Consider the following 25,390-nt stretch of genomic DNA (forward strand, 5'->3'; position numbering starts at 1 on the left):
ACGACGGCCGTGGCAACGGCGTACGCCGTCAGGTCGCCACCACGATGCTGCGGTGGCGTCCGCGCACGAGGACGCCGACGGCCATATCTGGCTGTAGCCCGGCCGCACACGGTTTAGACAGGTGAGCCGAACGCATGCGTGCAACGATGATCGGCATGTCGACTCCACGAAAGGGCAATGCCGCGTAGGCGCCCCGCACAACTGCGTGCCGACTCCATCTACCGCCGACCGCTTGACGGGTCGACCTCTGTCATCTCCGGGCTCTCGGCCCGCGGCTTGAAAGCGATCGCCTACCTCGAACGTACCCGCCTCTGGAACCAGGCCGTGTTCGATGCACTGCGGACTTGGTCATGGTTCGTGCGCCACCCCTGGCATCGTTTGTGGGACCCGACTGCCGGCTGTGGGGTGATGGAGTGCTGTCCGAATCCGCCGGAACTGCGCTGGATCCTGGACGTCGCCGTTGCCGTCCTGCCGCCGACGGACGCCCGAACCCTCCGGAAGCAGATCGCAGCCCTCGATGAGCTGTGGTGACACGCCGAGATCCTGGGTCACTCGCAGATCAGCGTCACCCTCAACACCTACGCCCACGTGGCTCCGGAGATCGCCCGGGACGCCGCCGACCGGATCGAGGGCGCGCTGTGGGACGAGGCGTGATGGCTGCCCGGTTGGCTGCTTCTGCCCGTTCGATCATGAAAGAGGCCCAGGTCAAGATCCCTGATCAGGGTCCTGGCCTGGGCCTCCGGGTGGAGCCGCCTGACAGAATCGAACTGTCGACCTACGCATTACGAGTGCGTCGCTCTGCCAACTGAGCTAAGGCGGCAACGGTACGCAAGTGTACGCGACGGATCGCGCGGACGTGCGAGGGGTTTAGGGACACGCCGGCCATCGATCGCCGTCATCGACCCGGTAACGTCCGGCGGGTGGATCCCGACAAGACCCCCCGCGCCCCCGGGGAGCTCACCGCCGACCCCGGTGACCCGAGCCCGATCGAGCCCGAACTGGCGCCGCTGCCACCCGTTGACGATGCCCACCCCCGCCCCACCTCCATACGGCCAGAGCAGCTCGGATTCACGCCGCGCCGCGGGGTGCCCTGGCTGAGCCCGGTGCTGCTGGCGGGCACCGCGGTTCGGGTCGTCATGGCCGGCCTGTTCGGCGCCTACCTCGACAAACGCGAGTTGCAGAACGCGCTCCAGTCCACCTGCTTCGACGAGCACGCCGACGGTACCGACGACGGCGAGCTGTGGCTGGACTACGTGGCCGACCTGGGCGACGGCTTCAACGCGACCTACTCGGTCGCGTACCTGCTGGCTCAACCCCGGCTCACGGTCGACGGGGAGGAGCTGCCCCGCGGTCGGGTGCTGGTCATGGGCGGCGACCAGGTCTACCCGACGGCGAGCTGGCAGCAGTACGAGGACCGGTTCAAGGGCCCGTACGAGGCTGCGCTCCCCCGCCCCCCGCTCGACGGCGACCGGCCGACCATGTACGCCCTGCCCGGCAACCACGACTGGTACGACGGATTGACCGCCTTCCTCCGCCTGTTCGCCAGGGGGCAGGGGGAGATGGGCGGCTGGCGGACCCGCCAGACCCGGTCGTACTTCGCGATCGAGCTGCCACACCGGTGGTGGCTGTTCGCGATCGACGCGCAGCTGGACGCGTACATCGACGATCCCCAGCTGCGGTACTTCCGGCAGGCGGCCGAGGGGCTGCGCCCCGGCGATCGGGTGATCCTGTGCCCACCCAACCCGACCTGGGTCGAGGCCACCCGCGACCGGCAGGCCTACGACACGGTCGACTACTTCATCCGTACCGTCATCGCCCCGACCGGCGCGCAGGTGCGCGTGATGCTCTCCGGCGATCTGCACCACTACGCGCGTTACAGCCACGCCGACCGCGAGTTGATCACGTGCGGGGGCGGCGGCGCCTACCTGTACGGCACGCACCGGCTGCCCGAACGGCTCGACGTGCCACCGAAGGCGACCATCGTGCGCAAGAAGAGCGCCAGCGAGGAGTACCGGCTGGCCGCGACGTACCCGTCGAAGAGCCGTTCGCGGTGGCTAGCCGCCGGGGTCTTCGGCCGCCTGCCCTGGCGCAACCCCGGCTTCGCCGGCCTGCTCGGGACGGTCCAGCTCCTGCTCATGTTCGCGCTCGCCGGGGCGGCCCAGCGCCTCACCGGTCCGGAACGCCACCTGTTCACCGTCCCGGTCGCCGTGATGGCCCTCGTCATCCTGGGGGCCGCCATCGGATTCTCGATGCCAGCGACGGCAGGAACCAGGCGCTGGAAACACTGGGGCCTCGGTGCGCTGCACGGCGCGGTGCAGATCGGACTGGGTGCCCTGGGTACGTGGGCCTGGTCGCAGCTGCCGGTCGACGATCTGCCGTGGCCGTACCCGGCGATCCTCGCGGTACTGATCTACCTGCCGATTCTCGGGCTGCTCGCCAGCCAGGTCGTGGCCGCATACCTGCTGGTGGCCAGCCTGTTCGACGTCAACTTCAACGAACTGTTCGCGGCCCAGGGCATCGTCGACCACAAGTCGTTCCTGCGGCTGCACCTGGACCGGGACGGGACGCTGACGATCTATCCGATCGCGGTCGACCGGGTCGGCCGCCGGTGGAGTGCGGCCCCGGACGCGCCGGCGCACCGGCCGTGGATCGAGCCGACCCGCCCGCTGACCGTCCGCCTCGCGGAGGAGCCGATCCGGCTGAGCTGACGAGGCCGCGAGATCATCCGTAGCGCTGGTCGTGCGCCTTACGCGGGCCGCACACCGAGGCGCGGCTGCACGAGCAGCGCGAGCCGTCCGAGTCCAGGCGTACGACCACCGAGTCGCCGGGCACGCTGTGCCCGACGACCCGCCCTTCACCCTCCGGCGTGGACACCCGGGCGCCCACCTGCGGCGCGCTGGCGTGGAACTGCTGGTACAGCGGGTGCTCGTACTTCAGGCAGCACATCAGCCGCCCGCACGCCCCGGAGATGCGCAGCGGGTTGAGCGGGAGGTCCTGGTCCTTGGCCATCCGGATGGTGACCGGCTCGAAATCGGTCAGGAACGTCGCGCAGCACAGGTCGCGCCCGCACGAGCCGATCCCACCCTGTACCCGCGCGGAGTCCCGTGCCGACAGTTGGCGCAGCTCCACCCGGCAGTGCAGGGTCGCACCGAGGTCGCGTACCAGTGACCGGAAGTCGACCCGGTGCGGTGCGGTGAAGTAGATAGTCGTACGCGGACCCTGACCGCCCGGGTCGAGGACATGGTCGACGGCGACCACCTTCATCGGAAGCCCGTGCTCGCGGATCAGCTTCTTGGCCGCCACCTTGGCCTCGGCCTTGCGCTTGCGCAGCAGCTCGTCGCGGCGCAGGTCCTCGTCGCCGGCCGGCCCGACCAGCTTCGGGAATCCATCGGTGTCCTCGGACACCCACTGAGCTGCCCACACGCACTCGGCGACCTCGGAGCCGTCGTCGGTGGGGACGAGCACCCGGTCACCGACCTGCGGCGAGAAGCCCGCGGGGTCGAAGTAGTACAGGCGGCCGTACCGGTTGAAGCTCACCGCGCACAGCATGCCCATGGCCCCACCATACTGACGCGGTCCGTCCCGGACCAACGGCACGGTCTACAGGGGCAGTCGAGCCTGGACGGCCGGGGACGCGGTGGGCGCGGGTGGCCGGTAGGGCACCTCGTCGAGCCGGCCCGCCCACCGCTGGACGACCGCCGACCCGCACGAGTCCACCTCGGCCGCAGCGGTCAGGATCCGGGCGGCCAGGGTCGCCGCGGCGACGGCGTCGCCACTCGTGTGCAGCCGTACCGCCTCTGCCGAGCCGAGGGCGTCGGCGACGGCGCGCGCCATTGCGCGCCGTGACCGGTCCAGCCACTCGGCCACGTCCTCGAGGTACGCCGCGGTGGCCCGCAACCGGCCGAGCAGGCTCGTCTCGTCGGGGTCGCCGGTCTCTCCCAGGAACCGGACCACGCTCTGCCGCTGGGCTTCGAACCCCGCGCCGGCGGCGCCCTCCCACCCGGTCGGCGTGCCGAGTTGGTCGCGCTGCTGCTCGTACGCCTCGGCGGTGCGGTGGAGGTCGGCGGCGGTATCGCGCAACGGGTCCGAGCGCCAGGTGGAGACCGCCTCCAACAGGTCGGACGGCAGTGCGCCCAGCCGCCGCAGCAGTTCGGTGGCCGGATGGTCGGCGGGCAGCCCCTGCGCCGTCAGGACGGCGTCGACCCGCCCGAGCAGGTCGGCCCCTGGTGAGTTGAGACGGTCGAGCGCGTCGCTCACCGGGTCTCCCGCTGCCGCACCCAGGCGGCGTCGTCGGCCGCGGCGTAGCCGGAGGCGGCCCGGTTGACGGCGTCGGCCAGGGTGGACAGCCGCGCGCCGTGCCCCGCCGCCTCCCGCGCGCGGGCGTCGAGGGCCACCGCGTAGTCGCGGTGCAGCCGCCGGCCGAGTGACCCCAGGCGGCCGGCGGTCGCCACGCCGAACACCCCGGCGTCCAGCTCGTGCCCTGGCAACGCCGCCGCCACGGCGGTCGTCTCGGTTCCCGCCGCACTCAGACGAGCGGCGATGTCACCCAGCGCCATCTTCCCTCCTAGGTGAGCGGCCGGTATTCGCCAAACGTCTCGGCGTGCAGCTTCTGGCGTGCCCAGGCGGCGGCGTCGGCGGCCGCGACGACCGCGTCCCGGACGGCTCGCGACAGCTCCGCGTCGGTACACGCCTTGCCCTGGATCCGCACGTCGCGGACGGTGCCGTCGGCGGTCACGACCACCTCGACCAGGCCGTCGGGCGAGCGGACGGTCACTTCGACGCCCCGGGCCGCCCGGTCAAGCTCGGCGAGCCGCGCCTCGATGCGCTGGTAGCGCTCGACCGCCTCGTCGATCCACGCTTCGTCGATCTCCCGACCCATTCGGCAGCCCTCCCGTGCGGGAACTTACGGCACCGCGCGGTAACCGGGGAATGACAAATTGCCGTCTGTGGATAACTCTCCTGCGCGATTGGGTGAGGCGCGGTTCAGGTGGTGGGTGGGCTCAACCGCGCCACAGTTCGAGCATCATCGCCTCCACGGCGATGCGCGGCTTGACGTTGGTCTCGATCGCGGTCCGGCAGGCGAGTACGGCCTCCAGCCGGCGCAGCGTGCTCTCCGGGCTCCACCGCTGCGCCGCCGCCTCGGCCAGTTCGGCGGTGTCGGCGTGGACCGGCGCGATCGGAGCCTCGAAGGAACGGGCCAGCACGTCCCGGTAGAAGCCGGCCAGGTCGACCAGTGCCCGGTCGAGCGCGTCCCGCTGCGACCGGGTCGCCCGCAGCTTCTGCCGCTTCTCCAGGTCCTTCAACTGCCCGGCCACGCCGCGCGCGGCTCCCGCCGCTCCCCTGCCCGTGCCGCCCGCGCCGAGCGCGGTCTCCAGCGCGGTCCGCTCGGAGCTGTCCACCTCGGACACGGCAGCCGCCGCCTCCGCCTCGGCGGCCTCGATCAGCGCGTTGGCCGCGTCGAAGCAGGCGCCGACGCCGGTCAGCCGGCGCGGCACGGCGAGTACGGCCTCGCGGCGCGACCGCGCCTGCGGGTCGCTGGCCAGCCGCCGGGCGCGGCCGACGTGCCCCTGGGCCGCGGCCGCCGCCCAGGCCGCCGTCGCGTCGTCGGTACCGTCACGCCGGCGCAGCACCGCGGCGACCGCCTCGGCCGGGGGCTGGCGCAGCGTGACCACCCGGCACCGGGAGCGGATCGTCACCGAGATGTCGTCGGGGTGCGTGGACGGCGTACAGAGTAGGAAGACGGTACGCGGCGTCGGCTCCTCGACCGCCTTGAGCAGCGCGTTGCTGGCCTTCTCGCTGAGCCGGTCGGCGTCCTCGATCAGCACGATCTGCCAGCGGCCCTGGCTGGGTGCGCCGGCCGCCCGCAGTACCAGTTCCCGCATCTCGTCGACCTTGATGGTCAGCCCATCGGGTACCACGAACCGCACGTCCGCGTGGGTGCCGCCGAGCGTGGTGTGGCAGGCCTGGCAGGTGCCGCACCCACCGTCCGGGCACTGGAGCGCCGCGGCGAACGCGCGGGCCGCCACCGAGCGCCCCGAGCCGGGCGGCCCGGTGAACAGCCAGGCGTGGGTCATCGCGGCCCCGTCGACGGGGGTACCGGCGACCAGCGACCCCGCGGCGGCGGCCGCCCGCGCCAGGGTGGTGACCGCCTCGTCCTGGCCCACCAGAGTGTCGAAGACGGCGGGAACGGTCACACCGACCGGCCCTTCAGCGGCTGGGTCGGGTCGTCGGCCGGTGCGGCGAGGCCGTCGCTGGAGCCCGTCAGCTCGGCCAACTCGGTCGTGACCGGCTCACCGTCAACCCGCTCGCCCTCGGCCCGCTCACCCTCCGCCGGCTCGCCCTCGGCCGGCTCGGGCGGAAGCAGTTCGCCGACCCGCTCGGCGACCTCGGTCGCGATCGACTGGGCCGGACGGCCGGCGTCGAGCACCAGGTACCGGCCGGTGTCGGCCGCGGCGAGGTCGAGGAAGGCGTACCGGACCCGCTCGTGGAACGCGTCCGACTCGCTCTCCAGCCGGTCCGCGCCGGCACCGCGCGCGCCCACCCGGGCCAGGCCCACCTCCGGCTCGACGTCGAGCAGCACGGTCAGGTCGGGCTTGAGCCCACCGGTGGCCCAGGACGACAGCCACTGCACCTCGTCCACCGGCAGCGTCCGACCCGCACCCTGGTAGGCCAGCGACGAGTCGACGTACCGGTCGGAGATGACCACCGCGCCCCGCGCGAGCGCCGGGCGTACCAGGGCGGCCACGTGGTGGGCCCGGTCGGCGGCGTACAGCAGCGCCTCCGCCCGCGGGGTGAGCGTGGCGGCGGCGGGCCGGTCGTGCAGCAGCAGGCCGCGGATCCGCTCGCCGATCTCGGTCGCGCCGGGCTCGCGGGTGACCACCACGTCCCGGCCCTGCGCGCGCAGCAGTTCGGCGAGGCGGCGCACCTGGGTCGACTTGCCGGCCCCCTCGCCTCCCTCGAAGACGATGAACAGGCCGCGCCGAGGCTTGGGCTCGGCCGGGCTGAGCGGCCGGCCGCGCATGGAGCCGAGGATGTCGGCGAGCAGCGGTACGCCCGGCTTGTCGTCCATCTGCCGCAGTGCGGTCAGGCCGGCGACGACCCCGAAGACGCCGGCCGCGGCCAGCAACAGTCGGGTGGTGGAGATCTGGATGGCGCCGCCGGGCAGGGCCAGTTGCCTCGACCCGCCGGCGCCGACGATCAGGCCGGAGACCGTGACCGCGAGCATCAGGACGACCCGGGTGCCGGTCTGGACCACCGCGAACGCCCGCCCGCGCACCTCGTCGTCGACCTCGCCGCCCATCAGCGTGGTGCCCGACAGGAACGCCATGCCTGCGCCCACCCCGACCAGGAGGGTGCCGACCACGGCGACGGTCAGGTGCGGTGCGACGGCGAGCAGGCCCACGGAGCCGGCGGCCAGCACGATCGACACGCCGAACATGCGCCGCCGGGACAGCCCGCCGACGAGCCGGGGGCCGGCCACGATCCCGACTCCGAGGCCGACGAAGAGCATCGCGAAGAGGATGAAGAAGGTGGAGTTGCCGCCGCCGAGGGACACCGCGTACGCCTGGCCGCTGCCGACCACGACACCGCCGCCGGCGAAGGCGCCGAGGATGCCGAGCACCAGACCGCGGACGAGCGGGGTCTTGCCGACGAACGACCAGCCGTCGATGAACTCCCGGAACATCCCGGGCTTGCGCTCGGCCGTCCGGGCGCTGCGGCCGCTGATCTCCTTGATGCCCAGCAGCACGGTCAGCGCGGTGGCGAGGAAGGTCAGCGCGTTGAAGTACAGCGCGATGTCGGTGGGCGCGACCCAGGTATGGCCGATCGAGGCGTAGAACGAGGTGAGACCGGTGGTGATGCCGGCCAGCACGAGACCGGCCGCGACCGGCGTCAGCCCGTACGTGGTGGCGAGCGTGAGCTGGTTGGCCGCCTCGAGCCGGGCCCGGGGCAGCAGGTTCGGTACCGAGGCCTCCTTGGCCGGCACCCACAGCATCGCGGCCGTCTCGATGACGAACGTGGCGATCGCCGCCCACCCGACGATCAGCTTCGCGTCGTGGGTGACGAGGCCGGCCGCCGGGATGGAGGCGAAGAAGACGAACCGGATCAGGTCGCAGACGACCATCGTGTACCGGCGGTCGAACCGGTCGGCGAGCACGCCCGCGAGCGGGCCGAGAACCAGGGCGGGCAGCAGGCGCACCGCGATGAGGGTGCTGAACGCGGCGCCCTTGGCGGCCGAGCCGCTGACGTGGCCGGCGGCGAAGGTGGAGGCGGCGAGCAGGCCCAGCCAGTCACCCAGCGAGGAGAGCCCGAGCACCGCCCATAGCCGGCGGAACGGGCGGATCCGCAGGATGGCCTTCAGCTCCGCCATACCGGACAAGTCGACCTGACTAGCGGCAGGCGAGGTCCGACCGGCCATCCCAGCCTGAGGGGACGTCGGCGACGCGGTCGGCTGCCGGCCGCTGCCGGCCGGATCTTCGGTACTGATCGGCGCACCTCCGCACGCGGCCACCCCCGCCGGGTGGCTACTCAAAGGTCACTGTAGCCGCGCTACCGATTTGCGACTGCCCGTCGCCCCGTGTCGTTGTCTACATCGAGACCGCAGGCGCCGTCCCCGATGGTGTTTCGGGTTGGTCGATCAGCGACTACCGTTCTTCCCGTGCCCGCCGCACCCGTCCCCGTTGCCGGTTCCGCCGTGCCCGACCGGCGGGCCCTGCGGACACGGTACGACGCCGCCACCGCCCACCTCGACCCGCCGTTGGCCATCGTCGACCTGGCCGCCTTCGACGCCAACGCGGCCGCGCTCCACCACCGCGCCACCGGGAAACCGCTGCGGGTGGCGAGCAAGTCGGTGCGCTGCCGGGACCTGCTGCGGCGCGTACTGGGCCGGGACGGCTGGGCCGGCGTCATGGCGTACACCCTGGCCGAGGCGCTCTGGCTGGTCGAGACGGAGATCACCGACGACGTCCTGGTCGCGTACCCGACGGTCGACCGGGGCGCGATCGCGAAACTCGCCGCGGACCCGGCCGCCGCGGCCGCCGTCACGCTCATGATCGACGAGATCACGCAACTCGACCTCGTCGACGCGGTCGCGCCGCCCGGGCACCGCGAGACCCTGCGCGTCTGTATCGACCTGGACGCCTCCTGGCGCCCGCTCCCCGGTACGCACGTCGGCGTCCGCCGTTCTCCGATCCACTCCCCGGCGGCGGCCGGCGCCCTGGCTGCGGCGATCGCCGCCCGGCGCGGCTTCCGGCTGGTCGGGGTGATGTGTTACGAGGCGCAGATCGCCGGCCTCGGCGACGCGCCGCCCGGCCGGCCGGTACGCGGCGCCCTGATCCGGGCGATCCAGGCGCGCTCCGGGCCCGAACTGCTGGCCCGCCGGGCCGCCGCGGTGGCCGAGGTCGCCGCGCACGCCGACCTCGAGTTCGTCAACGGCGGGGGTACCGGGAGCGTGGCCGCGACCGCCGCCGACCCGGCCGTGACCGAGGTGACCGCCGGGTCGGGGCTGTACGGGCCGACCCTGTTCGACGCGTACCGTGCCTGGCGGCCGGTGCCGGCGGCGTTCTTCGCGCTGCCGGTCGTACGCAAGCCCACGCCGGGGACGGCAACCGTGCTCGGCGGTGGCTGGACAGCGTCCGGCGAGGCGCACGCGAGCCGGCTGCCGACCCCCTGGCTGCCCGCCGGACTGCGACTGCTCGCCACCGAGGGCGCCGGAGAGGTGCAGACACCGCTGGTCGGGCCGGGCGCGTCCGGCCTCGCGGTGGGTGAGCGGGTCTGGTTCCGCCACGCCAAGGCCGGCGAGCTGTGCGAGCACGTCGACGCGCTGCACCTGGTGACCGGCGACACGATCGCGGAGACCGTACCGACCTACCGGGGCGAGGCCAGGTCGTTCCTGGGGTAGCCCGTACGGTGATCGGGTGCGATGGCGCGAGGCGATGCGGCGGAGCCTGTACGGGCCGGAGGGCTTCTTCACCGGCCCCGGCCCCGGTCCGGCCGGCCATTTCCGGACCAGTGCGCACGCCTCGCCGGTCTTCGCCGAGGCGGTCGCCACCCTGGTCGGCCGCGTCGACGCGGCGCTCGGCCGGCCCGACCGGCTCGACCTCGTGGACGTCGGCGGCGGCCGGGGTGAGCTGTGGAGCGCCGTACTGGCCGCGCTCCCCGGCGACGTCGCGGCCCGGGTACGCCCGGTCGTGGTCGAACTGGCGCCGCGCCCCGCCGAGCTGGCCCCCGAGATCGGCTGGACCTCGACGATCCCCGGCGACCTGGTCGGGGTGTTGATCGCCACCGAGTGGCTGGACAACGAGCCGCTCGACCTCGTCGAGGTCGACGACGTCGGCGCGGTGCGGTACGTGCTCGTCGACGACGCCGGCGAGGAGCGGCTGGGGCCGCCGGTCGAGCCGGCCGACACGGCGTGGCTGGCCAGGTGGTGGCCGGTCGAGGAGGCCCCGCCGGCGACCAGGGCCGAGATCGGCGCTCCCCGCGACGCCGCCTGGGCGGACGCGGTGGCGGCGGTGACCCGTGGTCTCGCCCTCACCGTGGACTACGGCCACCTTCGCACCTGCCGGCCGGCCTTCGGCACGCTCACGGGCTTCCGCGACGGCCGGCAGGTGCTGCCGGTACCCGACGGCACCCGCGACCTCACGGCCCACGTCGCCATCGACGCGTGCGCGGCGGCGGGTACCGCCGTGGCGGGCGAGCCGGCGTGGTTGACCAGCCAGCGCGAGTCGCTGCGCTCCCTCGGCGTGGGCGGCGGGCGGCCGCCGCTGGAGCTGGCCCACCGCGATCCGCAGCGCTACCTGCGGGCCCTCGCCCAGGCCAGCGTCGGTGCCGAGCTCACCGACCCGGCCGGCCTGGGCGGGCACTACTGGCTGTGGCAGCCGGTCGGGCTGGGTCTGGAGGCGTTGATTCCCTGACCCGGACGCGGCATGGGACGATTCAAGGCGTGACGCGCGAGCTGACCATCGGCACCGGTGCTGGTCTCGAGACCAGCGACATGGTGCTCAACATCGGCCCCCAGCACCCGTCGACCCACGGCGTGCTCCGACTCAAGCTCGTCCTCGACGGCGAGCGGGTGGTCTCCTGCGAGCCGATCGTCGGGTACATGCACCGCGGCGCGGAGAAGCTGTTCGAGGCGCGCGACTACCGCCAGATCATCGTGCTGGCCAACCGGCACGACTGGCTGTCGGCCTTCAACAACGAACTCGGCGTGGTCCTGGCCGTCGAACGGCTGATGGGGCTGGAGGTGCCTGAGCGCGCGGTCTGGCTGCGCACCGCGCTCGCCGAGCTCAACCGGGTGCTCAACCACCTGATGTTCCTCGGCTCGTACCCGCTGGAGATCGGCGCGATCACGCCGATGTTCTACGCGTTCCGCGAGCGCGAGACGCTGCAGGCGGTCATGGAGGAGGCCTCCGGCGGCCGGATGCACTACATGTTCAACCGGGTCGGCGGCCTCAAGGAGGAGGTACCGGCCGGCTGGACCAAGCGCGCCCGGCTCGCCATCGACGAGGTGCGGCGGCGGATGCCGGACCTGGACAACATCATCCGGCGCAACGAGATCTTCATGGCCCGTACCCGCGGGGTCGGGGTGCTTACGCCTGCGGAGGCCGCCGCGTTCGGCGCCTCCGGGCCGGTCGCCCGGGCCAGCGGCCTCGACTTCGACCTGCGCCGCGACGAGCCCTACCTGGCGTACGGGGAGCTCGACGTACCCGTCGTCACCCGTACCACCGGGGACTGCCACGCCCGGTTCGAGTGCATGCTCGATCAGGTGTACGTGTCGCTGGACCTGGCGCAGGCCTGCCTGGACCGGGTCGACCAGATCAGCGGCCCGGTCAACGTCCGGCTGCCCAAGGTCGTCAAGGCACCGGAGGGCCACACATACGCGTGGACCGAGAACCCGCTGGGGATCAACGGGTACTACCTGGTGTCCCGGGGTGACCGGACGCCGTGGCGAATGAAGCTGCGCACCGCCTCGTACGCCAACGTGCAGGCGCTGACCACGCTGCTGCCCGGAACCCTGGTCCCGGACCTGATCGCGATCCTGGGCTCGATGTTCTTCGTCGTCGGCGACATCGACAAGTAGCTAGCGCCAGCGCTCCTGGCCGGTGTCGTACCCGGCGGCGCGGGCCCGGGGCGAGCGGGCCGGTGCCGGGTCCTCGTCCCGGCCGTTCCAGCCGCCGTACCCGGCGTCGCCGCCGTGCCGCTGCTGTTGGTGCGCCGACTCGGCCTGCGCCTCCCAGTCCTGCATCCAGGCCGAGGCGCTCGGCTCGGACGGCACGGCGGGCAGCGCCGGCTGCGGACCCGGCCGGTCCCGGCGCGGCTCGCTCCAGTTCCCGCGGTCGTCGCCGCGGGCCTGCCCGTAGCGCGGATCCGACCAGGACTCCTCGGGTCGCGCCTGGCGCTCGTGGTGCGGCTCCCGGCCCCACTCGGCGCCGCGGCCGTGGTCCCACGACTGCTCGGGCTGCCGGCGCGCGTCCCGCCCACGGCTCTCGTCGCGCCGGACGGCCGCCCACCGATCCTCGATCCGCACTTCGGTGCCTGACCCGTCGGCGTGCATCGCGGTCCGCCGTTCGCCCATCCTCATCTCGTGACCGCGGTCGTCGCTGCGGACACTGGCCCACCGATCGCCGGCCTGCACTCCGGTGATCCGGCCGGAGTGCTCCTCCTCCGGCCGCTGGGCGCGCCGGCGACCGTCCCGGACGTCACCGGACCACGGTTGCTCTCCCGACCGGTCCTCGCCGTACCGGGTCTCGCCGTAGCCCACGTCGCCGTAGCGCGGCTCGTCGTGGCGTTCGCCGCCGCGCGGCGGGGGGCCGCCGTGCTCGGAACGCCGCTGGGTCGGCACGACCGGCGGCCCGCCTGCCCGGCCGCCGCCGTACACCGTGCCGGTCGTGGAGGCGCGGTCGTTCTGGTCGACGATGGTCTGCCGGGTGGTGACCTTCACGGTCTCGGTGTGCCGGACCACCCCGTGCGGTCCGACCACGCCCGGCCCGGGGACCACCGGCGACGGCGGCACCGGCGCGGCCGTACCCGGGGCCGGGATGGACTGCGACGGCGCACCGCCGCGCTCCACCCGTACCCGAAGATTTTCGAACTCGCCGCGCAGTGACTCGACGGACTCCTGGAGGGAGACGACCCGCTCACCGAAGGCCTTGTGCGTGGCGCGGGCCGCGGTCGTGATGTCCTCGCGCATGTCGTCGCGGAGGACGTCCAACTCCTGGAAGACCATGTCCTCGATCTGGTCGCGCATCGTGTCCGGGTCCCGCCGCAGCGCGAACGACACGCCGATCAGCGCCATCGCCACCACGGCGAGGAGCACGGCGAGCCGAATGAGCCCGGTGCGGTCCCCACCGAAGAGGACAAGCAGCGCGGCGACCGGGGCCAACCCGACGCCGGACCACAACAGGCCCGGGACCAGGGGAAGCCCGGCTTGTCTTTGCTGGGTGTCCGCAGCCGGCATGGCTGTAGACCTTACTCAAGAGTTCGGCACCGCGAAATGGTCCGAACTGATCACGGAAGGTGACGACCGGGGGCGCGAACCGGCCTACCTGCGCCGATCCGCGCCCACCGCCATCAATGATTCGCGTCAGACCCGGTCAACTCGTGGCAAACGCGGCGTCCGACGAGAACACCAGGCCGATCGAGGCGGCGCCGGTGGTCAGCGCGTTCTTGGTCTGCGGCCCACCCGCGTCGAAGCTGGCGAACTGGCCGAACTGGATCCCGTAGGTCTGCTCCAGCCCGGGCTTGCAGAACGGCCGCTCCTTGCACTCGTTGGGGCCGCCCAGGATCGTCGCCTTCCCGGAGCACTTGGAGCCGAACTCGGACAGGGTGCCGACCTTGTACTTGTCGGCGAACGCCTTGGTGACGGCGAACGCATTCTGGTCGGTCGCCTGCGACGGCCTGCCGAACTTCAGCCCGGCCCTGGTCCCGAGATCGGTCAGCGCGGCAACCGTCTTGTCCAGGTCGCTGCTCGACAGCGGCGCCGCCGACGCCCCGTTGAGCTTCTTGTTGAGGAACTCGGTCAGCGTGCTGACGTACTCGGGCACGACCTGGATCTCGCCCTTCTCCAGGGCGGGCTCGTACAGTTCCCGATTTCCGATCTGCTGCACGGTGGCCTGGTAGCCGGCCGCCCCGAGGGCGATGCGGTACAGCTCGCCGAGCGTCTGGTTCTCGTTGAAGTCCGCCACGCCGACGGTGATCTTGCCGCCCGGGCCCTTGGCCAGGCCGTCGGTGAGCTTGACGCTCGCCGCGAACTCCTCGGCCGCGACCTTCGGGGTCTTGCGGTCGACGTTGGTGGCCTTGTTGAGCGAGATCAGATCCTTGCCGCCGACCGCAGACGACACCTTGTCCAGCGCGGCGACCAGCGCGGGGTCGGCGACCTTGGCGTTGATCGCCGGGATCACGTTGTCGGCTGCCTGAAGTTTCTTGTCGTCGGTGAGCAGGACCAACTGCTGCCCGGCGACGGGGGCGCAGCCGGCACCCTGTACATCCTTGGCCGCGGTGGTGCCCGACTGTCCGGCCTTGCCGCAGCCTGTGACGAGGCCGGCCGAGGCCAGGCCGACCGCAGCGATCACCGCGGCGCGCATGACGATACGCATGATGAGCCCGCCTTCCGTGTCCCGGCTCGACCATTCAGGCCGGCCGCGTGTCCGACGGGCGGAAGATCGACAAGCCGCCCGCTCGACCAACAAAACCCTCTGCCGGCCGTGGCGGCAAGCAAAAAAGTCCGATACGTGGCGTTCGCCACCTAACACTTCGGCAACGACACTGTCACACCCGTCGTGACCCGGCCGGTCAGGTCTGTCGCGCGGCCGGGGTGACCCGTCGCTGCACCCACGCCAGCAGCGCCTCCGCCAGCAGCGCCAGCCCGGCGATGAGCAGCCCGCCGGCGAGGATCTGGCCACCGCCGGCCGCGATGCCGATACCGAAGCCGGCGGACACGATCATGCCGAGGCCGCCGCCGTTGACCAGCGCGGCCAGCGCGGCGGTCGCGATCACCTGGACCGTCGCGGTGCGCAGCCCCGCCGCCAGGTACGGCACCGCGAGCGGCAGCTCGACCCCCCGCAGCAACTGCCACCGCGACAGGCCCATGCCCCGGGCCGCGTCACGCACGTCCGGGTCGACCTCGCGCATCCCGGTGTACGCGGTGGCCAGCAGCGGGGGTACCGCGAAGACCGCCAGCGCCACGATGACCGGCCGGGCGCCGAAGCCGAGAGCCGTCAGCGGCAGGATCGTCAGCAGCGCGACGACCGGGATGGCCTGGGTCGCGTTCGACAGCACGACGACCAGCCCGCCGCCCCGGCCGCGACGGCCGAGCGCGATGCCGATCGGCCAGGCGACGAGGCAGGCCAGCAGGACCGCCCCGAAGGACAGGCGCAGGTGCTCGAGCAGGCGGGTCACGATCCCGTCCGGGTTGGTCCAGTTCAACGGGTCGTTGAGCCAGTTGATCATCTGGTTGAAACTGTTCATGCCCGCTCCCGCCGCCAGGGGGTGACCAGCCGCCCGAAGCCGGCCAGGAGGAGATCCAGGAGCACGGCCAGGGCGACGCAGAGGACCGCCCCGGTCGCGATCTCCGCCTTGTAGAAGTTGTTCCGGAAGCCGCCGATGATCAACTGGCCGAGCCCGCCCTTGCCGACGAGCACGCCCACCGTGACCAGGGCCACCGTCGACACCGTCGCCAGCCGTACGCCGGTCACCAGGCCCGGCAGCGCGAGCGGCAACTCCACCCGGAGCAGCCGGGCCAGCCGCCCGTACCCCATCGCCGAGGCCGCCTCCCGCACGTCCGGCGGCACCTGCGACAGCCCGGTCAGGGTGCTGCGGATGATCAACAGCAGCGCGTACAGCACCAGGCCGATCAGCACCGTGAGCCGGCCGGTGCCGAGGAAGGGGGCGATGAAGGCGAACAGGGCCAGCGAGGGGATGGTGTACAGCACACCGGCGGATGCCAGAATCGGGCCGGAGAGCGGCCGCACCCAGTAGGCCAGCACCGCCAGCGGCACGCCGATCACCACGGCCGCCGCGACCGCCTCGACGGTGAACGATAGGTGCTCAACGACGAGAGCCCGGATAGTGTCGGCGTTCGTACGCAGGTACGCCCATGAGAACCACGGGTTTGCCGCAGCGGACTGGGCAAGGAAGGACATGAGTGGACGGTACCCGGCGGAGCGATAGCGCCGCGCCCATCCGGTTCGAGGCCGTGAGCAAGCGGTACGCCGACGGCACGGTCGCGGTCGAGGACCTGACCCTGGACCTCGCCGCCGGCGAGCTGACCGTCCTCATCGGACCATCCGGCTGCGGCAAGTCGACCGTGCTACGCATGGTCAACCGGCTCGTCGAGCCGACCTCGGGGCGCGTGCTCGTCGACGGCGAGGACGTGGCCGAGGCCGACCCGGTCGAACTGCGCCGGCGGATCGGGTACGTCATCCAGCACGTCGGGCTGTTCCCGCACCAGACCGTACGCGGCAACGTCGGCACCGTGCCCAAGCTGCTCGGCTGGCCGAAGTCGCAGGTCACCGAGCGCACCGACGAACTGCTCGAACTCGTCGGGCTCGACCCGGCCCGCTTCGGCCCCCGGTACCCGCACGAACTCTCCGGCGGCCAGCGCCAGCGGGTCGGGGTGGCCCGGGCGCTCGCCGCCGACCCGGTGGTCCTGCTCATGGACGAGCCGTTCTCGGCGGTCGACCCGATCGTGCGGACTCGGCTGCAGGACGAGTTCCGGCGGCTCCAGGAGACCGTACGCAAGACGATCCTGCTGGTCACCCACGATCTCGACGAGGCGGTCCGGCTCGGCGACCGGATCGCGGTACTGGCCGAGCGGGGCCGGCTCCAGCAGTACGAGCGGCCCGCCGTGCTGCTCGCCGGGCCGGCCAACGAGTTCGTCCGCGAGTTCGTCGGCGCCGACCGCGCGATCAAGCGGCTCGGCGTCACCCCGATCCCGCGGGACGCGCTGCGGCCGCTGCCGGCGTCGGACCCGCCCGACGGGGTCGCCGCCGTATCCGTCGACGGGACGCTTCAGGACGCGCTGGCCGCGCTGCTCGGCGCGGACAGCGGCTGGGTGGTGGTCCGCGACGGCGCGGAGCCGCTGGGCGTACTGACACCCGATGACATCCACCGCGCACTGCACCGGAGCAACGCCTGACGCAGGCGCCCCGCCAGGGCGCCCGCGTCTCGCGTCCCGACTGCCGGGTAATCAGCGCAGGTAATCGATGAACGCCGCTCGCAGCAGCGGCTCGGCCTCGCCGTACCCGTGACCGGTGAACTCCCGCCACAGCGCGATCGCGTCGTCCACCGAAGCGCCCACGGCGCCCAGCGAGGCGTCCAGCTCCTCGGTGTCGTCCGCATGCGGCAGATGGCGCAGCAGCGACCAGAAGAAGCCGACGTCCCGGCGCTCGACCGCGCGGGCGAACGCGCGCTTACGAAGCTCTTCGGTGGGCAGCGCGTCCAGTTCAGCGAGGCGATCGGTCGTCATGACCCTTCAGCCTAGCCGGGACGGTCACCGCCCGCGCCACTCGTCGTCGCCCCAACGGTCGTCCGCGCTGGACGCCGGCAGCGGGCTGGTCCAGCCGGTCGACCGGGAGTCGGTCCGGTCCTGGTCGTGCGGCGGCAGCGGCGCGGTGGCGGTCGTCGGCGCGACGGTCCGCCACCGGTCGTCCTCGGCGAAGAGCGGTCGCGGCCGGCCGAACGCCTCCACCAACCGGGAGGCGACCAGGCCGACGCCGATGGCGACCGCCCCGACGGCGAGCGGCGAGACCCGCAGCTCGGCCACCTGGAAGTACCGGACGACCATGGCCAGCAGCGCCGTGGCCAGCACCGTTCCCAGCAGGCCGCCCCGGCGCCCGTACACGCTGGTACCGGCGAGCAGCGCGCCGCCCAGCGCCAACCCGGTGAGCGCCAGCGACGTGTCCGTCGGCGTGGCCCGCCCCGTCTGGAGCACCGTCAACATCCCGGCGCCCGCCGCCAGGACGGACGAGCCGAGCAGCGCGGCGATACCGACCACGGCGGCCCCGCCGCCACGGCGGTCCGCCGGGTCGGACACCGGGCGGAGCCGGCCGACGGTACGGCGTACCGACCGGACCGAGCCGAGCACGGCCCCGACGACGGCGAGCGCCGCGAAGCCGCCGAACCAGTACGCCGCGTGCGGCAGCGGCTGGTAGGTGCTCTTCGGCAGGGTCAGGACCTGGTGGTGCTGCTGGATCCACAGCACCACGGCGAGGGCGGCGCCGAAGCTGGCCGCCCACGCCGGTACGTGCAGCGCGACGCTCACCAGTGCGATGGCGGCGCCGACCGCGAGCGCGAGCACGACGGCCTGCGTCGCGGCCACCGGTACGCCGCGGTCGATGTGCTCGGCGAAGTACAGCGCTGAGGCGAGCGCGATCGGCCCGACCGAGAGGTTCGGCACGGCCGCCCGCAGGCTCAGCCCGGCGCCGAGGACCAGCAGGCCGAGTACGGTCGCGGAGAGCATCAGGCCGCGCAGACCACCGCCGGTGTTCAGGAAGCGACCGTCCCGGTAGAGCAGGTAACCCACCAGGGACACGGCGACCAGCAGCACCAGCTCCCACACCAGGTGCACGCCGAAGCGGTCCCGCCCGGGCTCGCCGTGCGCCGGATCCTCGAACAGGTCGTCGAGGTCCGCCCGGGCGTACCCCTGTCGCGAGATGCCGTCGGTACGCTCACCCGGCCCGGTGGGGGCATAGGGGTAGTCACCCGGGTCGACATCGTCCGAGGCGCCCCGATAACGCGGATCGTCGTAGGCCATCGGTCAGTGCCTCCTGCTGCCTCGCATCGAACCGGCTACCCGCCCGACCGCTGTGGCCGGCACGGTCGCACGCTACCCGCGCGAGGGGTGCGCGCAAAGACCCGAGGTTCGTGCGTACGGGCGTCAGGCGCTGCCGGAACGTCCTCCGGAACGCTCGCCGCCCGGCCGGTCGGAGCGCGTCTGGTCGTCCTCCGGGGACGGCGGGACCCGGCACGAGCGCTCCAGCCACAGCCCCGCGAGGGTGAGGGCGAGGGCGCCGACCAGCCCCGCGATCGCCTGCGGAAGGTCGCGGCCGATGTGGGTGAGCTGACCGCGCTGGGGCAGCAGCCACGCCAGCAGGCCCGCATAGACGCCGGTGAACAGCGCGCCACCGAGCGCCGACGCCTTGGCCAGGACCACGTACCAGGCCACCGTCAGCGGGTTGACCGGGGCCGTACCCTCACGACGGTCGATGCGCGCCTTGGTGGTCTGCGCCAGCACCGCCTCGACGGCGGCCAGCCCGAGCATGACCAACGGCGGCAGCCAGGGCAGCGTCGGCATCTCCCCGTAGAAGTTGCTGATCACCAGCCAGGCCACCGCGGCCATGGCCAGGGCCGCCACGCAGAGGGTCGACAGGCTGGTCGGCCGCATGCGCGGCTCGGGGGGCGGCTCGCCAGGCTTGCTCATCGTCATGACTCCAAGGACAGGTCAGCGCATGGGCGAACGTTCGGCAGGTCGGCGGCGACGGGCTCGGCGCGGACCAGGTCGTAGACCCAGCCGTGCCCGGGCAGTTCTGCGTACGGCTGGATGTCCAGCCAGGGCCTGAGCACGAAGGCGCGCTCGTGCACCCGTGGGTGCGGGAGCACGAGGTCGGGGTCGTCGGAGACGACCGGCGCCCCGTCCGCGGTCCAGACCGTGATCACGTCCACGTCCAGGGTACGCGGCGCGTACCGCCACGAGGGGTCTCGATCCCGTCCGGCGACCCGCTCCAGTTCCCGGGCCCTGGTCAGCCAGGCGTACGGGTCGTCGCCGGCGTCGACGGCCAGCACGACCGCGTTGAGGTACGGGGGCGACTCGCGCCCGTCCGGCCCGGGGCCGCCCCACGACGGCGTCTCGTACACCCCGGAGACCGCCATGACGAGATCGCCCAGCCCCGCCAGCGCGGCCCGCAGGTGTGCGGCCCGGTCGCCGAGGTTGCTGCCGAGGGACAGGACGGCCCGCGTCACGCCGGCTCCCGCGTGGTGCCCGCGCCCGGTGCCTGCTCCCGGCCGCGGGTCAGCGTCACCGCGACGTCGGCGAACTCGTGCGGGATCGGGGCCTGCGGCTTGTGCACGGTGACCGTGGCCGACGACACCCGGGGATCGAGCAGGCACGCCGTGGCCAACCGGTCGGCGAGCGTCTCGATCAGGTTGACCGGCTCGCCCTCGACGATCTTCACCAGCCGATCGGCCAACTCGCCGTAGTGGACGGTGTCGGCGACGTCGTCGCTCGCGGCGGCCGCCGACAGGTCCAGCCGCAGCACCACGTCGACCACGAAGTCCTGACCCTGGGCGCGTTCGAAGTCGTACACCCCGTGCCGTCCCCGGGCCCGCAGCCCCGCCAGGGAGATGAGGTCGCTCATCGCGCCCTGCCCCTGCGTTCGCTCGCTCACGGCGTCACCTCGCTGCGCTCGCTCACCGGTGCGCCTCCAACGCCTGCCACACCCGGATGGCATCGACCGTGCCGCGCACGTCGTGTACCCGTACGCCCCACGCCCCGGCCGCGACGGCGAGCAGCGACGTGGCCGCCGTCGCGACGTCCCGCTCGACGGCCGGGCGCGGCGCGCCGTCGGAGTCCGCGAGCAGCCTGCCGAGGTAGGACTTGCGGCTGGACCCGAAGAGAACCGGTAGGCCGAGCGACATGATCGCGTCGAGGTGGGCCGAGAGCTGCCAGTTGTGCTCGGCCGTCTTGGCGAAGCCGAGCCCGGGGTCGAGGATCAGCCGTTCGCGCGCGACGCCGGCGGCGACCGCCGCGTCCGCCCGCTCGGACAGTTCGGCACACACCTCTTTCACCACATCGTGGTAAACGGCCAACTCGCCCATGCGACGCGAGTGGCCGCGCCAGTGCATCAGGATCCACGGACAGCCGGCGTCCGCCACGACCCGGCCCATGTCCGGATCGGCCAAGCCTCCCGAGACGTCGTTGACGATGCCGACGCCCACCCCGATCGCGGCGGCGGCGACCGCGGCGCGTGTGGTGTCGATGCTCATGGGTACGCCCGCCGTCGCGAGTTCACGGATGACGGGAAGGACCCGGGACAGCTCGACCTCCGTGGGGACCCGGCCAGAGCCGGGCCGGGTCGACTCGCCGCCGACGTCCACCAGGTCAGCGCCGTCGGCCACCATCTGCGCGGCGTGCGCCACGGCGGCGTCCAGGTCGGCGTACCGCCCGCCGTCGGAGAAACTGTCGGGCGTCACGTTGAGGACACCCATGACAACCGGATGTCGGGCGGCGAGCAGGTCGGTCACAGTGACGACGTTACCTAGCGCCGCTCGGGCGCGCCGGGCGGCGTCACATCCCCGACGGAGGCGTCACGCAGGTACGACGTGGTCGGTGGCGGGTGCGGCCGCGCCGTCACCGTACGGCGGGTACGACACATCGGTCAGCTTGTTGATAAGAGGGCCTTCAACGTACTCTCTGCGAGTGGGCGCTATTCAGAGTGTTAACCACGGCGAACGCCTCCCACCAGGCGAAAAGCCTGGGTAGCGCGCGCGGCCCGGCTCCGACACAGGGGACGGGCCACTACCAATGCGGCCCATCATCGGCAAGGCTGTACACGCGGCGGCGAACGCGTACCGGGAAGGTTGATCGATGATGCTCATAGAGGTTGGTCAGGCGCTGTGGGGCCACGCGCTGTCCCCACCGAGCGCACCCGCCCTCGCAGCCCCCGGCGAGCTGAACACCGAGGGGATCCTCACGTTCTTCGCCAGCAAGATCGCACCGATCCTGCTGGCGATCCTGGGAGTGATCTTCATTGGCCGGGCCAGCAAGGGTGAGGTCTCGCGCGTGCTGACCAGTTCGGCGATCGCCATCATCGGCCTCGGCTTCATCGCTGGCGCGGCCACACTCCTCATCGTCGGTGACTCGCTGATCAAAATGGTGTTCAAGTAGGCCGAGACGGGACTGAACGACCTGCGAGACGAGTAGGGCGACGATGCGGCTCCGTACCGACGATGACATCTACCGGGCAAGACTCGTGTACCTGGGGCCACCCGGGTACACCCTGCCGGTCCAGCTCCCATATGCCCAATATGGACTATTTGTCCTGTTAGTACCGTTCTACATGTTCCTCCACTGGCTGGTCACGTTCCAGGGGCCAGACCTGTTCCCGGCCTGGGAGATCGCGCTCGCGATGGTCACCACGTCGCTGGTGTTCCGCTACGTCGACCCCGACCGACCGGCGCGGATGGTCATCCGCACCGCGCTCACCGACTGGCGGCACACCCGCGAGCCGCGCCGGGAGCAGTGCGATGCGCGCTTCGTCGCGCGCCGGGTACGCATCCGGGAGGATCTGGCATGACGCGGGGACGCTACGACGGCGAGGTGACCGGAGCCGAGGACGATCCGGGCCATTCGGTGGACTACGACGGCGGCCTGCAGGCGGCGGTCGAGGGCGGCCGCATCGCCGTCCTCCAGGGCGGTGGGTCGAACGTGGCAGGCAACGGGTGGTCGGTTCCCCCTCGGGCCGGCAACGACGAGCCGCTCGCCGACATCGACTCGCCGTTCCTGGGACTGGTCGGCGGCTCGGACGCCGCGCCGCCGCAGCCGGTGGTCGACCCGACCGATCCGCTGGTGGTCGATCCCACCGTCATCGACTCCACAGTGGTCGCCCCGACCGCCGTCCCGCGTACCGGGGCGGAGCGCAACGGTGGAGACCGGGCGGCGGCGGAGCGCAACGGTGGAGACCGGGCGGCGGCGGAGCGCATCGCCGCCGACTGGGAGGCCCGGTCCCGCAGGGAACCGCCTGCAGACCGCGCGGTCGCCCGCACCCGCGAGTCGTCGCTGATCCTGCCGTCCTCGACCCGCGAGCGCGGCCGCAGTCCGCTCGAAAGGGCCCCGAAGCCGCGACGCAAGGACCGCGACCCCGCCGTCGAGCTGGCGATCACCGAGATCGCCGGGCACCTGACGTTCACGCCGAACTCGGTCACCGCCTGGTACTGGCTGCCCGAGGTGCGGTGGGCGTTCCGCCCGGACGCCGAGCGCGAGGCGCTGCTGGCGGCGATCTCCGAGCAGTACGCCGGTCTGGCCGGCTTCCGCATCCACCTGCGCCGCACCACCCGGCCGTTCCCGGCGGGCCAGTGGGCCCGGGTGGTCGACGGACACACCCCGAACCCGCTGCCCGGCGTGCCGGGCGCACCGTCCTGGTCGGACCACCTCGTCGCGGCCCAGCAGCACCTGCTGTCGGTCAACCACGCCGAGGGCCAGACCTACCTGGGCATCACGTTCGCCCGGCGCACCCTCGGCGACACGCTCTCCGAGCGGTTCGGGCGCATGTTCAACAAGGGTGTCAGCGGCAGCGAGCGCCGCCGGATGGCGCGCACCATCGAGCAGTTCGACGAGGTACTGGGCGCGTTCGGCATGCGCGGACGCCGGGTGACCGTACGGGAGCTGGAGTGGCTGCTGTACCGGTCGGTCGCGCTCTGCATGCAGCCGCCGGGCGAACTGTCCCCGGTCGAGCACGGCAACTGGGAACGCGGCGATCTGCTCGCCCTCACCGAGCAGATCGAGCGCTACCGCACCCCGTACGGCTCGACGGTCAAGCTGGTCAACCGGATGACCGGCGAGGAGCGGCACGTCGCCGTGCTCGCGGTGGGCCGGATGGAGCCGCTGGACATCCCCGAGCGCCACGAGCCGTGGCTGCACTTCCACGAGCGGCTGCCGTGGCCGATGGAGCTGTCGTCGCGGGTGGACATCCTCGGCCCGTCCGACTCGTTCCGCAACCTCGAGCACCGGCTCCGCCTCATCCGATCCCAGCAGGTCGACTACGCCGAACACGGCATCGACGCGCCGCCGGAGCTGGAGCGGCTGGCCAAGCGGGCCCTGACCATCGGCGACGACATCACCACCGGCCTGCCGGTGGACTCGTCCCGGGCGCACGGCTGGCACCGCATCGCCGTCAGCGGGCGGACCCGCGAGGAGTGCCTGGAGCGGGCCCGGCGGGTCACCCAGCTCTACTCCCGCGAGATGCGCATCTCCTTGCAGCACCCGAAGAACCAGGACTGGCTGGCCCGGGAGTTCATCCCCGGCGAACCCCTCGCCAACACCGGGTACCTGCGGCGGATGCCGATCAAGCTGTTCGCCGCCGCGCTGCCACAGGCCGCGTCGACCGTCGGCGACCGCCGCGGCGACCTCATCGGGCGTACCTCCGGGACGTGCCGGCGCCCGGTGTTCCTGGACCTCCACTTCCCGATGGAGGTACGCGAGCGCTCCGGCCTCGCGGTGTTCGTCGCCGAGCCCGGCGGCGGCAAGTCCACCCTGCTGGGCGCGCTGGGCTACCTCGCCGCCCGGCGCGGTATCCAGGTGACGCTGCTCGACCCGTCCGGTCCGCTGGCCCGGCTGTGCGCGATGCCGGAGCTCGCCCCGTACTCCCGCGTGCTCAACCTGACCGGCTCCGAGCAGGGCACCCTGGCCCCGTACGCGCTGATCCCCACGCCACTGCGCTCCCACTTCGCGGCCGGGCCGACCGGCGATCGCGAGTTCGAGATCGCCGTCTCCAACGCGCGGGCCGAGCGCCGGATGCTGGTACAGGACATCTGCATGATGCTCGTCCCGCCGCAGGTCGCCCGGGAGGCGTCGACCGCCACCCTGCTGCGCCACGCGGTACGCCAGGTGCCGGCCGAGGAGACGTCCACCCTGGACGACGTGGTGGCGCTGCTCCAGAGCATCGGCGACGACGAGTCGCGGGAGCTGGGCAACCTGCTCCTGGACACCGCGGAGATGCCGCTCGCGACGCTGTTCTTCGGGCAGCCCGGCTCCGGGTCGCTGTCGTCGGACACCGCGCTGACCGTCATCACCATGGCCGGGCTGCGCCTGCCCGACCTCAAGATCGAGCGCGAGTACTGGTCGGCCGAGGAGTCGCTCGCCCTGCCGATGCTGCACACCGCGCACCGCCTCGCGGTCCGCCGCTGCTACGGCGGCGAGATGGGCCGGCGCAAGCTGGTCGGCCTCGACGAGGCGCACTTCATGGAGGGATGGCGCTCCGGCCGCTCCTTCCTGGTCCGCCTGGCCCGGGACAGTCGAAAGTGGAACCTCGCGGCGCTGGTCGCCTCCCAGAACCCGCGCGACATCCTCGGGCTGGACGTACAGAACCTGGTCTCCACCGTGTTCGTCGGCCGGATCGCCGAGGACACCGAGATCGCCGAGGAGGCGCTGCGCCTGCTGCGCGTGCCGACCGGCGTCGGGTACGAGCAGACACTCGCCGCCCTGTCCCAGGCGGACACGTCGTCGGAGTCCCGGCTGGGGTTCCGCGAGTTCGTGATGCGAGACGTCGACGGCCGCGTCCAGAAGCTACGCGCCGACGTGTCGTACGTCCCGGACCTGCTGAAGTACCTGGACACGACGCCAGCGGCCGCCGGTGGAGCGCCGGTGTTGCCGACCGTCCAGCTCGACGAGCCGGAGGACTGA

The 25,390-nt window shown here is 72.6% G+C and carries 25 protein-coding genes and 1 tRNA gene; 9 read left to right on the top strand and 17 right to left on the bottom strand.

What is annotated here, in order from left to right; translation table 11 throughout:
- Positions 1-276: 276 nt before the first annotated feature.
- Complete coding sequence (locus tag Pme01_RS23625) at positions 277-531, top strand: hypothetical protein (RefSeq protein ID WP_168115276.1); 255 nt, start codon at positions 277-279, stop codon at positions 529-531.
- 213 nt (positions 532-744) lie between these two features.
- Here Pme01_RS23625 and Pme01_RS23630 read toward each other — a convergent pair.
- A tRNA-Thr gene (locus tag Pme01_RS23630) sits at positions 745-820 on the bottom strand.
- 100 nt (positions 821-920) lie between these two features.
- On the opposite strand from Pme01_RS23630, the gene Pme01_RS23635 reads away from it, so the two are divergent.
- A complete protein-coding gene (locus tag Pme01_RS23635) occupies positions 921-2,708 on the top strand; it encodes a metallophosphoesterase family protein (RefSeq protein WP_308441109.1) in 1,788 nt (595 codons plus the stop codon).
- 13 nt (positions 2,709-2,721) lie between these two features.
- Here the strand turns inward: Pme01_RS23635 and Pme01_RS23640 are convergent, their stop codons facing one another.
- The 6 genes from Pme01_RS23640 to tmk all read right to left on the bottom strand — a co-directional run bounded on the left by Pme01_RS23640 (position 2,722) and on the right by tmk (position 8,368).
- Positions 2,722-3,555 carry a PSP1 domain-containing protein gene (locus Pme01_RS23640; RefSeq protein WP_168115275.1) on the bottom strand — a complete coding sequence of 278 codons (834 nt, stop codon included), beginning with the start codon at positions 3,553-3,555 and terminating at the stop codon, positions 2,722-2,724.
- Positions 3,556-3,600: 45 nt separating this feature from the next.
- Positions 3,601-4,257, bottom strand: coding sequence for a hypothetical protein (locus Pme01_RS23645; RefSeq protein ID WP_168115274.1), 657 nt, complete (start codon positions 4,255-4,257; stop codon positions 3,601-3,603).
- Entirely contained in the window at positions 4,254-4,556 is a 303-nt protein-coding gene (locus tag Pme01_RS23650; RefSeq protein WP_168115273.1) for a hypothetical protein, read from the bottom strand. The genes Pme01_RS23645 and Pme01_RS23650 overlap by 4 nt, the downstream gene beginning before the upstream one ends.
- Before the next feature lie 8 nt (positions 4,557-4,564).
- Positions 4,565-4,879 (bottom strand): YbaB/EbfC family nucleoid-associated protein, encoded by a 315-nt coding sequence (locus tag Pme01_RS23655; protein ID WP_168115272.1) that lies wholly within the window; start codon positions 4,877-4,879, stop codon positions 4,565-4,567.
- A gap of 121 nt (positions 4,880-5,000) precedes the next feature.
- Positions 5,001-6,194, bottom strand: a complete 1,194-nt coding sequence (locus Pme01_RS23660) for a DNA polymerase III subunit delta' (RefSeq protein ID WP_168115271.1) — start codon at positions 6,192-6,194, stop codon at positions 5,001-5,003.
- Positions 6,191-8,368: a dTMP kinase gene (tmk, locus tag Pme01_RS23665; protein ID WP_240947959.1), complete on the bottom strand. Its 2,178-nt coding sequence runs from the start codon at positions 8,366-8,368 to the stop codon at positions 6,191-6,193. Before tmk ends, Pme01_RS23660 begins: the two co-directional genes overlap by 4 nt.
- Positions 8,369-8,656: 288 nt before the next feature.
- On the opposite strand from tmk, the gene Pme01_RS23670 reads away from it, so the two are divergent.
- From Pme01_RS23670 to Pme01_RS23680, 3 genes are all read left to right on the top strand, one after another.
- On the top strand, positions 8,657-9,898 hold the full coding sequence (locus Pme01_RS23670) for an alanine racemase (RefSeq protein WP_373315516.1): 1,242 nt from the start codon (positions 8,657-8,659) through the stop codon (positions 9,896-9,898).
- A gap of 34 nt (positions 9,899-9,932) precedes the next feature.
- Positions 9,933-10,910 carry an SAM-dependent methyltransferase gene (locus tag Pme01_RS23675; protein WP_168115309.1) on the top strand — a complete coding sequence of 326 codons (978 nt, stop codon included), beginning with the start codon at positions 9,933-9,935 and terminating at the stop codon, positions 10,908-10,910.
- A gap of 80 nt (positions 10,911-10,990) precedes the next feature.
- Positions 10,991-12,076, top strand: a complete 1,086-nt coding sequence (locus Pme01_RS23680) for an NADH-quinone oxidoreductase subunit D (RefSeq protein WP_168115308.1) — start codon at positions 10,991-10,993, stop codon at positions 12,074-12,076.
- Here Pme01_RS23680 and Pme01_RS23685 read toward each other — a convergent pair whose 3' ends face one another.
- From Pme01_RS23685 to Pme01_RS23700, 4 genes are all read right to left on the bottom strand, one after another.
- Complete coding sequence (locus tag Pme01_RS23685; RefSeq protein WP_168115268.1) at positions 12,077-13,453, bottom strand: hypothetical protein; 1,377 nt, start codon at positions 13,451-13,453, stop codon at positions 12,077-12,079.
- 136 nt (positions 13,454-13,589) lie between these two features.
- Positions 13,590-14,591, bottom strand: coding sequence for a glycine betaine ABC transporter substrate-binding protein (locus Pme01_RS23690; RefSeq protein ID WP_239088417.1), 1,002 nt, complete (start codon positions 14,589-14,591; stop codon positions 13,590-13,592).
- Positions 14,592-14,787: 196 nt separating this feature from the next.
- A complete protein-coding gene (locus tag Pme01_RS23695) occupies positions 14,788-15,462 on the bottom strand; it encodes an ABC transporter permease (RefSeq protein WP_168115267.1) in 675 nt (224 codons plus the stop codon).
- Positions 15,459-16,136: an ABC transporter permease gene (locus Pme01_RS23700; RefSeq protein ID WP_168115266.1), complete on the bottom strand. Its 678-nt coding sequence runs from the start codon at positions 16,134-16,136 to the stop codon at positions 15,459-15,461. Before Pme01_RS23700 ends, Pme01_RS23695 begins: the two co-directional genes overlap by 4 nt.
- A 2-nt stretch (positions 16,137-16,138) precedes the next feature.
- Here Pme01_RS23700 and Pme01_RS23705 point away from each other — a divergent pair, with 2 nt between their 5' ends.
- The gene (locus Pme01_RS23705; protein WP_168115265.1) at positions 16,139-17,131 is read left to right on the top strand and encodes an ABC transporter ATP-binding protein; all 993 of its coding nucleotides are present in this window, start codon (positions 16,139-16,141) and stop codon (positions 17,129-17,131) included.
- 51 nt (positions 17,132-17,182) lie between these two features.
- Here the strand turns inward: Pme01_RS23705 and Pme01_RS23710 are convergent, their stop codons facing one another.
- The 6 genes from Pme01_RS23710 to folP form a co-directional block, all read right to left on the bottom strand.
- A complete protein-coding gene (locus Pme01_RS23710; protein ID WP_168115264.1) occupies positions 17,183-17,461 on the bottom strand; it encodes a hypothetical protein in 279 nt (92 codons plus the stop codon).
- 24 nt (positions 17,462-17,485) lie between these two features.
- Positions 17,486-18,748 (bottom strand): ABC transporter permease, encoded by a 1,263-nt coding sequence (locus Pme01_RS23715; protein ID WP_168115263.1) that lies wholly within the window; start codon positions 18,746-18,748, stop codon positions 17,486-17,488.
- Positions 18,749-18,871: 123 nt separating this feature from the next.
- The gene (locus Pme01_RS23720) at positions 18,872-19,420 is read right to left on the bottom strand and encodes a DUF3180 domain-containing protein (protein WP_373315518.1); all 549 of its coding nucleotides are present in this window, start codon (positions 19,418-19,420) and stop codon (positions 18,872-18,874) included.
- Positions 19,417-19,953, bottom strand: a complete 537-nt coding sequence (gene folK / locus Pme01_RS23725) for a 2-amino-4-hydroxy-6-hydroxymethyldihydropteridine diphosphokinase (protein ID WP_168115261.1) — start codon at positions 19,951-19,953, stop codon at positions 19,417-19,419. Before folK ends, Pme01_RS23720 begins: the two co-directional genes overlap by 4 nt.
- A complete protein-coding gene (gene folB / locus Pme01_RS23730) occupies positions 19,950-20,348 on the bottom strand; it encodes a dihydroneopterin aldolase (protein WP_168115306.1) in 399 nt (132 codons plus the stop codon). Before folB ends, folK begins: the two co-directional genes overlap by 4 nt.
- A 52-nt stretch (positions 20,349-20,400) precedes the next feature.
- A complete protein-coding gene (gene folP / locus Pme01_RS23735) occupies positions 20,401-21,234 on the bottom strand; it encodes a dihydropteroate synthase (RefSeq protein WP_168115260.1) in 834 nt (277 codons plus the stop codon).
- A gap of 343 nt (positions 21,235-21,577) precedes the next feature.
- Between folP and Pme01_RS23740 the strand changes: the two genes are divergently transcribed.
- Genes Pme01_RS23740 through Pme01_RS23750 form a run of 3 tightly spaced genes read left to right on the top strand, consistent with a single transcriptional unit; the run spans position 21,578 to position 25,390 of the window.
- Positions 21,578-21,877 carry a hypothetical protein gene (locus tag Pme01_RS23740; protein WP_168115259.1) on the top strand — a complete coding sequence of 100 codons (300 nt, stop codon included), beginning with the start codon at positions 21,578-21,580 and terminating at the stop codon, positions 21,875-21,877.
- A gap of 43 nt (positions 21,878-21,920) precedes the next feature.
- Positions 21,921-22,286: a hypothetical protein gene (locus Pme01_RS23745; RefSeq protein WP_168115258.1), complete on the top strand. Its 366-nt coding sequence runs from the start codon at positions 21,921-21,923 to the stop codon at positions 22,284-22,286.
- Positions 22,283-25,390: an ATP-binding protein gene (locus Pme01_RS23750; protein ID WP_168115257.1), complete on the top strand. Its 3,108-nt coding sequence runs from the start codon at positions 22,283-22,285 to the stop codon at positions 25,388-25,390. The genes Pme01_RS23745 and Pme01_RS23750 overlap by 4 nt, the downstream gene beginning before the upstream one ends.

This window comes from Planosporangium mesophilum (genome assembly GCF_016863255.1).
GTDB classification, from domain to species: domain Bacteria; phylum Actinomycetota; class Actinomycetes; order Mycobacteriales; family Micromonosporaceae; genus Planosporangium; species Planosporangium mesophilum.